The sequence below is a fragment of the Cellulomonas marina genome, from assembly GCF_900111925.1.
In the GTDB taxonomy this organism is placed as follows: Bacteria; Actinomycetota; Actinomycetes; order Actinomycetales; family Cellulomonadaceae; genus Cellulomonas; species Cellulomonas marina.
Genome location: NZ_FOKA01000023.1, coordinates 25,343 through 33,220 on the forward strand (window position 1 = coordinate 25,343; position 7,878 = coordinate 33,220).

11 protein-coding genes are annotated in these 7,878 nt (G+C 71.6%); 5 read left to right on the forward strand and 6 right to left on the reverse strand.

Annotated elements, in window-relative coordinates:
- The first annotated feature begins 4 nt into the window (after positions 1-4).
- The 3 genes from BM048_RS17210 to BM048_RS17220 are packed head-to-tail and all read left to right on the forward strand — an operon-like array spanning position 5 to position 2,237.
- Positions 5-685, forward strand: coding sequence for a cation diffusion facilitator family transporter (locus BM048_RS17210; RefSeq protein WP_090035171.1), 681 nt, complete (start codon positions 5-7; stop codon positions 683-685).
- A complete protein-coding gene (locus tag BM048_RS17215; RefSeq protein WP_239079060.1) occupies positions 682-1,320 on the forward strand; it encodes a methyltransferase family protein in 639 nt (212 codons plus the stop codon). Before BM048_RS17210 ends, BM048_RS17215 begins: the two co-directional genes overlap by 4 nt.
- Positions 1,320-2,237, forward strand: a complete 918-nt coding sequence (locus BM048_RS17220; protein ID WP_090035173.1) for a cation diffusion facilitator family transporter — start codon at positions 1,320-1,322, stop codon at positions 2,235-2,237. The genes BM048_RS17215 and BM048_RS17220 overlap by 1 nt, the downstream gene beginning before the upstream one ends.
- Positions 2,238-2,444: 207 nt before the next feature.
- On the opposite strand, the gene BM048_RS17225 is transcribed toward BM048_RS17220, so the two are convergent.
- The 4 genes from BM048_RS17225 to BM048_RS17240 form a co-directional block, all read right to left on the reverse strand.
- Positions 2,445-3,059 (reverse strand): DUF305 domain-containing protein, encoded by a 615-nt coding sequence (locus BM048_RS17225; RefSeq protein WP_239079061.1) that lies wholly within the window; start codon positions 3,057-3,059, stop codon positions 2,445-2,447.
- 240 nt (positions 3,060-3,299) lie between these two features.
- On the reverse strand, positions 3,300-3,926 hold the full coding sequence (locus BM048_RS17230) for a peroxiredoxin family protein (RefSeq protein WP_090035180.1): 627 nt from the start codon (positions 3,924-3,926) through the stop codon (positions 3,300-3,302).
- Complete coding sequence (locus BM048_RS17235; RefSeq protein ID WP_090035202.1) at positions 3,923-4,900, reverse strand: cytochrome c biogenesis CcdA family protein; 978 nt, start codon at positions 4,898-4,900, stop codon at positions 3,923-3,925. The genes BM048_RS17230 and BM048_RS17235 overlap by 4 nt, the downstream gene beginning before the upstream one ends.
- Positions 4,900-5,187 carry a glutaredoxin gene (locus tag BM048_RS17240; protein WP_090035183.1) on the reverse strand — a complete coding sequence of 96 codons (288 nt, stop codon included), beginning with the start codon at positions 5,185-5,187 and terminating at the stop codon, positions 4,900-4,902. Before BM048_RS17240 ends, BM048_RS17235 begins: the two co-directional genes overlap by 1 nt.
- A 140-nt stretch (positions 5,188-5,327) precedes the next feature.
- Here BM048_RS17240 and BM048_RS17245 point away from each other — a divergent pair, with 140 nt between their 5' ends.
- Positions 5,328-6,062 (forward strand): response regulator transcription factor, encoded by a 735-nt coding sequence (locus BM048_RS17245; RefSeq protein ID WP_090035204.1) that lies wholly within the window; start codon positions 5,328-5,330, stop codon positions 6,060-6,062.
- Entirely contained in the window at positions 6,059-7,186 is a 1,128-nt protein-coding gene (locus BM048_RS17250) for a HAMP domain-containing sensor histidine kinase (protein WP_239079062.1), read from the forward strand. Before BM048_RS17245 ends, BM048_RS17250 begins: the two co-directional genes overlap by 4 nt.
- 4 nt (positions 7,187-7,190) lie before the next feature.
- Here BM048_RS17250 and BM048_RS17255 read toward each other — a convergent pair whose 3' ends face one another.
- Positions 7,191-7,424: a DUF2933 domain-containing protein gene (locus BM048_RS17255; RefSeq protein ID WP_090035187.1), complete on the reverse strand. Its 234-nt coding sequence runs from the start codon at positions 7,422-7,424 to the stop codon at positions 7,191-7,193.
- Entirely contained in the window at positions 7,424-7,618 is a 195-nt protein-coding gene (locus BM048_RS17260; protein ID WP_239079063.1) for a hypothetical protein, read from the reverse strand. The genes BM048_RS17255 and BM048_RS17260 overlap by 1 nt, the downstream gene beginning before the upstream one ends.
- Positions 7,619-7,878 lie beyond the last annotated feature (260 nt).

Consider the following 7,878-nt stretch of genomic DNA (forward strand, 5'->3'; position numbering starts at 1 on the left):
GGAGATGGCCGAGGTCGAGCGGCTGACCCGTCGCGGGCTGCGCTTGGCTCAGATCACCGTCGCCTACAACGTCGTCGAGGGCATCGTCGCGATCGGCGCCGGCCTCGCCGCGGGACTGGTCTCGGTGATCGGGTTCGGCATCGACTCCGGCATCGAGTCCATCGCCGGTGTCCTGGTAGCGCTGCGCCTGTCCGCGCGGCTGCGCCACGGGCAGGCCGACGAGGCCAAGGAGCGGCTGGTGCTGCGCGCGGTCGCCGTGACCCTCTTCGTCCTGGCCGCGTACGTCACCGTCGAGGGCATCCGCGCACTGGTTTCCGAGGAGACCCCGGACGCCTCCCCGCTGGCCCTGGTGCTGCTGGCCGCGTCGATCGTGGTGATGCCGGTCCTGGCCGCGGCCAAGCGCCGCGTCGGTCTTGCGCTGCGGGACAACCTGATCCTGGCCGACGCCGCCGAGACCCGGATCTGCGTCCTTCTCAGCATCTCCACCCTCGCCGGCGTGGGCCTGTTCCAGCTGACCGGCGCGGCGTGGCTGGACCCCGTGGCAGGCTTCGTCATCGCTGCGTTCGCCATCCACGAGGGCAAGGAGGCCTGGGAGGGCGAGCTCGTCGATGACGATGACGACGGCGACCGGCGCGACGACATCGACGAGGACGACGCCCGCACCGCCACGACTGGTGAGCGGTGAACGCCCGCGGTGCCGCCGCCGTCGCGCTGACCGTGTACCTGATGGCGGTCGTCGTCATGTTCGGGATCCGGTCCTGGGCGCACCGACGCCACACCGGCTCCACCGGGTTCAGGGGCGTCTCCGGCCCGGCCGGGTCGTCGGGGTGGTGGGGCGGGCGGCTGTTCGCCCTCGCCCTCCTGCTCGGCGCCGCCGGACCCGCCCTCGCTCTGGCCCGCGCCCTGCTCCCGCCTGCGAACCTGCCCGGCGCGCTCGCGTGGGTAGGGCTGCTCGTGGCGGTCGCGGCCTTCGTCGTGGTCGCCGCCGCGCAGAGCGGGATGGGCGCGTCCTGGCGCATCGGCGTGGACGCCACCGAGCGCACCGACCTGGTCACCACCGGCCTGTTCGCGGTGGCGCGCAACCCCATCTTCACCGCGATGGCGATCGCCCTAGCGGGGATCGTGCTCATGGTGCCGACAGCCGTGACGCTGGCCGCGCTGGTCGCCCTCGTGCTGGCCGTCCAGCTCCAGGTTCGGGCCGTCGAGGAGCCGTACCTGCTCACCACCCACGGCGCGGCGTACGCCGCCTACGCGGCCCGGGTCGGTCGCTTCGTGCCCGGCATCGGGCGCCTGCGCAGCGCCGACACGGCGGTCCGCTGATGGGCGCCGGGCACGACCACCACCACGGCACCGCCACCGGTCGGCACCGCCAGCGTCTGCTCGCCGTCCTTGCCATCACCGTCTCGGTCGTCGTGGTCCAGGTCATCGGTGGCCTGGTGTCCGGATCGCTGGCGCTGCTCGCCGACGCCGGGCACATGCTCACCGACGCCACCGGCGTCGCCATCGCCCTGGTCGCCGCCGCCCTGGCCGCACGCCCGGCGACCGACGCCCGCACGTTCGGACTCCAGCGCGCCGAGGTCCTCGCGGCCGCGGCCAACGCCCTGCTGCTCGGCGGGCTGGCCCTCTGGGTCATCGTCGAGGCCATCGCCCGGTGGAACGACCCGCCCGACGTCGGGACCGGCGTCATGCTGGGCGTCGCGGTGCTCGGCGCGGTCGCCAATCTTGTCTCGCTGCTGCTGCTGCGCCGCGGGCAAGCGGAGAGCCTCAACGTGCGCGGCGCCTACCTGGAGGTCCTGGGCGACCTGGTCGGGTCGGTCGCCGTCATCGTCGCCGCCGTGGTCATCGCGGCGACCGGGTACACCCGCGCCGACGTCATCGCATCGATGGCGATCGGCGTCCTCATCCTGCCCCGGGCGTGGTCACTGCTGCGCGAGGTTGTCGACGTCCTGCTCGAGGCCACCCCGCGCGGCATCGACCTGCGCCAGGTCCGCGAGCACATCAGGGGCGTGCCCAGCGTGGTCGACGTGCACGACCTGCACGTGTGGACCATCACCAGCGGCGTGCCGGTGCTGTCGGCGCACGTGGTCGTCGACCAGGCGTGCATCGACACCGGGCGTACCGGGCAGGTCTTGGACCAGCTCGCCGAGTGCCTGGGTGACCACTTCGACACCGAGCACTGCACGTTTCAGCTCGAACCAGTCGGTCACGGCACTCACGAGAGGCACCAGCACGCCTGACGGCGCCGCGCCCGCGCTCGGGGCGCGCTCGGGGCACGCTCCGGCCCTGGCTGCCGCTCGACGGGGCGTCTTGCAGGTGCCTCCTGGCTTTAGGTGCGGCGCCCGGCCCGACTCCCCCGGCCGACGGTTCTCATAGGAGGGTCGGGTTGGGCTCGACGCCGTCCATCAGAGCCCGACTTTCGGAACGATGGCCCTGCCCGGTCCGGATCACAGACCGCGCAGGATCTCCTGCATCTCGTCGATCTCCGCGGTCTGGTCGTCGATGATCGCCCGTGCGAGGTCGATCGCCTCGGGATGGGCTCCTTTCGCCAGCTGCCGCTCAGCCATCTCGATCGCGCCCTGGTGGTGGGCGGTCATGAGATCGAGGAACGAGCGGTCGAAGTTGACGCCCTCGAGCTCGTCGAGGGCACCCATCGCCTCGTCCTGGTCCATGCCCTCCATGTCCATACCGCCGTGGTCCATCCCGCCCATGTCCATGCCGTCGGGCCGTCCCTCACCCCACGCGTCGAGCCAGCCGGACATCAGCTCGATCTCCGGGCCCTGCGCGGCAGCGATGCGCTCGGCCAGCTCTCGGACTTGGGGAGTGCTGGCCTTCTCCACGGCCAGCTCGGACATCTGGATGGCACCCTCGTGGTGGATGATCATCATCTGCGCGAACTGGGCGTCCGCATCGTTGTGTTCGGCGACGTCGCCGCTCGCAGATGGGCTCGTCGTGGTCGAGCCGTCGGCCGGCTCGGTGGTACCCGAGCATGCGGCGAGGGTTGCGGCGAGGGTGATAGCTGACATGGCGGCGGCGAGTCGCCGTCGGGTGGTGCTGTTCACGATGCAGTTCCTTCCCAGGATCGACGGTGGTGCTGGCGGCTCACGCCGGGGTGCTGGTCGCGCAGCACACGTCGGTAGCGGCGCCACCACCTCCACAGCAGCAGCTGGTCGGGTCCGCGTCGCTCGCAGTGGTCGCGGTGCTGGTGGTCGTCGTGGTGTCCTGGCAGCAGCCCATCAGGTTTCCTCCATGTCGGGGCGGTCGGGTCAAGAGCGTGGTCCCGCTGCGGGGCGGGGTGGGGATCACAGACGCGCTTCGACCTCCTTCAGGAGGTCGTCGGGAGCCAGCCACATCGACGGGTAGTTCCCGTGCCACAGCTGATTGCCGTCGGCGTCGATGAGGACGAACCCGTGGCCGGGAAGGCCTTCGTGCATGCCCTTGCCCAGGGTGTCGTAGGCGGCGGAGACCGTGCCGTCGTCGAGCAGGAAGGGCGCCTGGATGCCGAGGCGGTCCCGGTCGGCATTGATCTGCTCGGCGGTGTTCATCACGATCGGCAGGACGGTGATGCCGTCGGCGCCGAAGGCGGCGTTCTTCTCGATCTCGCCCATCTGCAGCAGGCACGAGTCACACCCCGCGCCCTCGTTGAAGTAAAGGACGACCGGCTCGCCGCGGTAGTCGGCGAGCGAGACGGTCGATCCGTCAGAGGCCGGGAGGGTGAAGGCGGGGGCGACCCGGAGGTCGCTCGATGTCGTGGGTTGTGAGGTGATCAGCGCGATCGCCACGACCACGCCGATGATGAGTGCGGCCGCGCCCCACGCGGCCCAGCTCAGGCGCTGCCGACGCCGCGCAGCGCCCGCTTGCGCGTCCTGAATCTCGGTAAGGGCTTGCTGACGCTCGGCCTGACGTCGGATGGCGGTTCCGGAGGTCATCGGGTCACTTCCTCGTTGCTCGGGGTGGCGGCGTGGCAGGACGAGACGGGCTCGTCGGCGAGCCCGTCGCGGGCCGTCTCGTCGAGGACGGGTCGGGTGGCTCGGTGGGTCGAACGGTGCCGGTCGGCGAGCGTCGCCCAGACGAACCCCGCCGCTATGGCGAGCAGCGCCATGCCCTGAATCGGTTCGGGAATGGGGGACAGGACGTCCTGGATCGCCGCGAACAGGTCGGTGAGCGTGCGGGACGCGGCGTCCTGGAATGCGCTGCCGCCGGTCATGTCCTTGCTGCCGGCCAGGGCGATGACGAAGGCGCCCATGACCACGAACCCGATGGCGACGGCGATGTTGAGCGTGTTGGTGACCAACATCCGCCCGGCGATGCGCAGCCGGACGACTTTCGCCTGGAGGAGCTTGCGCTCTCCGAGACGCGCCCTGTCCCAGACCAGCGCCATGACGAAGAGTGGGAACACCATCCCGAACACGTACGCGAGACCGAGGGTGAACCCGCCGATCGGGGATCCCGACAGGACGGACAACGTCATGACGCCGGCGAGCACAGGCGCGCAGCAGGAGGACGCGATGCCGGAGAACACGCCCAGGGCGAAGAAGCTCGCCGTGTCACCCCGGGTAGTGTCCGGAGCGCGCAGGAAGGACGGCAGCGACCACATCCGCCCGGACAGCGCCAGGGCGCCCAACGCGATCATGAGTAGCCCGCCCGCCCAGTAGAGGGGGCCGTGGTATCGAGCGATCGCGCCGGCGAGCAGGCTCATGCCGAGGGTGATCGGGACGAGAACCACGGCGAGGCCGGCGGCGAAGACGAACGTCAGCGGCAGCAGCCGCCACCGGGCGTTCTTCACCGCGCCCGCCAGGTAAGACGGCGCCAGGAAGACGATGCAGCACGGGGCGAACAGCGCGACGCCGCCGGCGAAGAAGGCGGCCAGGATGCTGCCGGTGGTCAGCAGCTCGGAGCCCATCACGCACCGACCTGTGGGACTCGCCCGGCCAGGGTCCTGCTGAGCTTCTTGCGCGGCAGACGCCCGGCGGAGAAGAACTGGTCGTCCAGCAGGACGAGGGGGTTCATCGCGGGGCGGTGCTCCGCGACGAGCGCACGGCCCTCGTCGGTGTCGATCCCGACGCTGCGCACCACGAGCGGGACGTCGCGGGCCATGGCCGCCAACGCCTCCTCGGCGTCGTGGCAGAAGTGGCACGCCGGGGCGTGGACGACGGTGACGACCGGGGGGTCGTTGGCTGTGGAGGGCACGGCAGCTCCTGACGGGTGCAATCGGACTCCTTCACTGTCGGTAGCCGCACCCGCACGGACGCTCGCCGTTGGGTCAAGGTTCGATGAAGGTCGGCGGGCAGGGCCGGCTGAGCGACGCGTCGATCGAGCCGCCGGAGAAGATGGACCCCGTGAGCACCCCGTCCGCCCCGTCCGTCCGCCGCGCCGTCGTCGTCGACGACGAGGAGCCCCTGGCCCGGCTCGTCGCCGGCTACCTCGAGCGAGAGGGATACACGGCGACGCTCTGCCACGACGGCGCACGGGCCGTCGAGGTGCTGCGCGAGGTCGACCCCGACCTGGTGATCCTGGATCTCGGTCTGCCTGGGCTAGACGGCGTCGAGGTGTGCCGGCAGCTGCGCACGTTCTCCGACTGCTACGTGGTCATGCTGACCGCTCGTTCCGAGGAGGTCGACACTCTCATCGGGCTCTCGGTCGGTGCCGACGACTACATGACCAAGCCGTTCAGCCCGCGTGAACTCGTCGCCCGCGTCGGCGCCTTGATGCGACGGCCGCGACGGGCGGCAGGCGTGGCCCGGGCCCCGTCGGCCGCACCGGTGCTCGAGGTCGGCGACCTGCGGATCGACGTGGAGGCGCGGGAGGTCCACCGCGACGGGGAGGCCGTCGCGCTGACCCGCACCGAGTTCGACGTCCTGGCGGCGATGGCGGCCAAGCCTGGGCGCGTCTTCAGCCGCCGCGCGCTCATCGACACTGTCTGGGGTCCAGGCTGGGTGGGTGACGAGCACCTGGTGGACGTCCACGTGCTGCACGTGCGGCAGAAGCTCGGCGACACCGCCGACGCACAGCGGTACGTGCGCACCGTGCGAGGCGTCGGGTACCGGATCGGAACCGGGGCGTGAGCACGCCCGAGACTCGGCCGCCCGCCGCGACGTCGTGGGCCCTGGGTGCCCGTCTGCTGGCGGCCCTGGTGATCGTGCTGGCGACCGCGGCCATCACAGCGTGGTTGGTCGCATCGGCCGTGGGACCTGGCCTGTTCCACGACCACATGCTCCGTGCCGGGCTCGAGGACCACGACGCCGCCGTCGTCCACGCGGAGCAGGCCTTTGAGGACGCCAGCACCGTCTCCCTCGCCCTCGCTCTCGGAGCCGCCGCTCTGGCGGCGGCCGCCGTCAGCCTCGTGCTGACCCGCCGCATCGGCCGGTCCCTGGCCGCGGTCTCCGCCGCCGCCGCGCGCGTCGGCGCAGGCGCCTACGAGTCCCGCGTGCCCGACCCCGGGCTCGGCGCCGAGTTCGGCCACCTCGCGCGGTCGTTCAACGCGATGGCCGACCGTCTGCACGAGGCCGACCGGCTACGCGCCCGCCTGCTGGCCGACGTCGCCCACGAGGTGCGCACGCCGGTGGCCACGATCACCGGGTACCTGGAGGCGGTCGAGGACGGCGTCCAGCCGCTCGACGAGGCGACGATGGCCGTCCTGCGCGAGCAAGGTGCCCGGCTCACCCGGCTCGCGCAGGACCTCGCCGCGGTGACCCACGCCGAGGCGGGAGACCTGACGTTGGACCTCCGACCGGTGCCACCCGCCGATCTGCTCCAGGCCGCCGCTGCTGCCGCCGGCGAACGCGCGGCGGCCGCAGGGGTGAGCCTCGAGGTGGAGGTCGCCGACGGACTGCCGCGGGTCGCGGCGGACCGCACCCGCATCGCACAGGTCTTGGACAACCTGGTCTCCAACGCGGTCCGCCACACGCCGCCCGGCGGGAGCATCGTTCTTCTCGCCACGCAGGGGCAAGACGGTCGAGTAGTGCTCGAGGTCTCCGACACCGGGGAGGGCATCGCCGCGGAGCACCTGCCGCACGTCTTCGAGCGGTTCTACCGCGCGGACACCGCCCGCGACCGCGCCCGGGGTGGCTCGGGCATCGGCCTGGCGATCAGCAAGGCGCTCACCCTTGCCCACGGCGGCACGCTCACCGCCGCCAGCGCCGGCCCAGGCAAGGGCGCGACATTCACCATCACCCTGCCGACGGTGTGAGCGCTCAGCGACTCACCGGCCGGTCCACCGGGGCACTTGGCTCGGCGCAACCGTCGGCGCTCTGATCGCCGGCGTGGTCGTGCCCGCGGCGCATCATCACCATCATCGCGATCATCATCAACGGGCACGCCAAGGCGGCAGCCCACGGCAAGGCTGCACCTGGACGCACGCCGACGGCGATCAGGACGACGAGCACGACGCTCCCGGCGATCGCCATACCAGTGAGGTGAGATCTCATCAGAGGGTCCTCCTCCCGGCCGGGACGCGGCCGGCCAGCTCGTTGCGCAAGATGCGGTAGGTGTCGACGTCGATCTCACCGGATGCCAGGCGCGTCTCCAGAACTGCGACCGGGTCGGGTGCAGGTGACGCAGGGAAGAGGCGCAGGACCGCCCGGACGGCGAGCGCGAGTACGGCCACGCTGGCAGCGAGCATCAACCAGCCGCCTGCTCCTAGGCCCAGGCACCAGGACATCGCTGCGCTCCTCTTGGCGCCGGACGGCGCCACGAGTCAAGCGTCGGGTGGACGGCCCGAAGGCTGGGTCGAGGTCTGATGAAGGGTCGCTGAAGCCCGGTCTGCGGCATGGCGCCGACACGAGTGCCGGTCAAGTCCCCGGTCGTGGTGTGTGACGGCTGCCGCGTGACCTTCATTGGTTAGGCGCTGAGCGCCGGGAGTTGGGGCGGGGTGACCTCCTG

Bases quoted from the DNA above. Each gene is read 5' to 3' on its own strand.
- BM048_RS17210 (WP_090035171.1), top strand. From the start codon at position 5: ATGGCCGAGGTCGAGCGGCTGACCCGTCGCGGGCTGCGCTTGGCTCAG.
- BM048_RS17220 (WP_090035173.1), top strand. From the start codon at position 1,320: ATGGGCGCCGGGCACGACCACCACCACGGCACCGCCACCGGTCGGCAC.
- BM048_RS17230 (WP_090035180.1), bottom strand. From the start codon at position 3,926: ATGACCTCCGGAACCGCCATCCGACGTCAGGCCGAGCGTCAGCAAGCC.
- BM048_RS17235 (WP_090035202.1), bottom strand. From the start codon at position 4,900: ATGGGCTCCGAGCTGCTGACCACCGGCAGCATCCTGGCCGCCTTCTTC.
- BM048_RS17245 (WP_090035204.1), top strand. From the start codon at position 5,328: ATGGACCCCGTGAGCACCCCGTCCGCCCCGTCCGTCCGCCGCGCCGTC.
- BM048_RS17255 (WP_090035187.1), bottom strand. From the start codon at position 7,424: ATGAGATCTCACCTCACTGGTATGGCGATCGCCGGGAGCGTCGTGCTC.
- BM048_RS17260 (WP_239079063.1), bottom strand. From the start codon at position 7,618: ATGCTCGCTGCCAGCGTGGCCGTACTCGCGCTCGCCGTCCGGGCGGTC.